At 54.6% G+C, this 1635-nt stretch carries 2 protein-coding genes; both read left to right on the top strand.

Annotated features, from left to right (window positions below; genetic code table 11):
* The coding region (gene glyS, locus BG74_RS16660; RefSeq protein WP_244267282.1) for a glycine--tRNA ligase subunit beta at positions 1-1326 on the top strand (1326 nt) is incomplete at its 5' end.
* Positions 1327-1429: 103 nt separating this feature from the next.
* Positions 1430-1635, top strand: a 206-nt coding sequence (locus BG74_RS13040) for a DUF3053 family protein (protein WP_187202629.1), incomplete at its 3' end; no start/stop codon positions are given.

The following is a 1635-nucleotide window of genomic DNA, read 5'->3' as shown; positions in this document are numbered from 1 at the left end:
GAAGAGGTCACGTCGCTGGTGGAATGGCCAGTGGTGCTTACTGCCCGTTTTGAAGAGAAATTTCTGGCAGTGCCGGTGGAAGCGCTGGTTTATACCATGAAAGGTAACCAAAAATACTTTCCGGTGTATGACGCCGTGGGCAATCTGATGCCGCGCTTCATTTTCGTCGCCAATATCGAATCGAAAGATCCGCAGCAGATTATCGACGGCAATGAAAAGGTTGTACGTCCGAGGTTGGCGGATGCGGAATTTTTCTTCAATACCGACCGGAAACAGCGGTTGGAAGATCGTCTACCTCTCCTGAATACGGTGCTGTTCCAAAAGCAGCTTGGTACCTTGCGCGATAAAAGCGATCGCATCGAAGCCCTGGCGGCCTGGATAGCCCCCAGAATTGGCGCGAATGTGCTGCGGTCGGCGCGTGCCGGACTGTTGTCCAAATGCGACCTGATGACCAATATGGTGTCTGAATTTACCGACACCCAGGGTGTGATGGGCATGCATTACGCCCGCCATGACGGCGAGCCGGAAGTGGTGGCGGTGGCGCAAAAAGAGCAATATCAGCCGCGATTCGCCTGCGATACCCTCCCCACGACGCTGGTATCCTGTGCGGTGGCCATCGCTGACAAGATGGACACGCTGGCCGGCATTTTCGGTATCTGCCAGCATCCTAAAGGGGATAAAGATCCTTTCGCCCTGCGCCGTTCCGCCCTCGGCGTACTGCGTATCATCGTGGAAAAACAGCTGCCCCTCGACTTGGAGACGTTGACGCAAGAGGCGGCGCGCCTGTACGGCGAAAAGCTGACCAACGGCGCGGTAGTAGAGAATATTATCGATTTCATGCTTAATCGTTTCCGCGCCTGGTATCAAGAGCAGGGACATAGCGTCGACACCATCCAGGCAGTACTGGCACGTCGCCCGACCCGACCGGCGGATTTCGACGCCCGGGTACGCGCAGTGAGCTATTTCCGCATTCTGGAAGAAGCCACGGCGCTGGCGGCAGCCAACAAGCGGGTATCAAACATTTTAGCCAAAGCCGACGATCCGTTCCACGCGAGTCTGCAGGCTTCGTTACTTAAGGATCCGGCGGAGATCACGCTGGCAACCTATTTGGTGGTGCTACGCGAAAAACTGCAGCCTATGTTTGAGGCCGGACGCTATCAGGACGCGTTAGTGGAGCTGGCGGCGCTACGTGAACCGGTGGATGCCTTCTTTGATAGCGTCATAGTGATGGCGGAGGATAATCAGGTGCGGATGAATCGCCTGACGTTGCTATCGCAGCTGCGTGAACTGTTCTTACAGGTCGCTGATATTTCGCTGCTGCAATAGGCCACGTGTTGCTGTCGGCACGGCGCTCTTGTGGGCGCAGAATCTGCGATTTTTTCCCGTCGCGAAACTGCACTATCATTGTTACTGAGTCAGGGAATGCGGAGTGAATACCTACAGGGAAAGGGAAGCAGCGCAAAAGGAGCATTTTTGCCCTTACGCCAATGGGACTACTAGATTTATTTTACAAGCTCTTAGCGACAAATTCCTCAGCTTGGTTAACGACTCTCTGGTACCGGTGATCGATGAAATAAGCCAAATTCGCGTGCCGCAGGATTATGTGTCCTATTCGGCATACGCCATAGCAGGCCA

It is taken from the genome of Sodalis-like endosymbiont of Proechinophthirus fluctus, assembly GCF_001602625.1.
In the GTDB taxonomy this organism is placed as follows: Bacteria; Pseudomonadota; Gammaproteobacteria; order Enterobacterales; family Enterobacteriaceae.
This window is presented reverse-complemented; position numbering and strand designations above follow the sequence as displayed.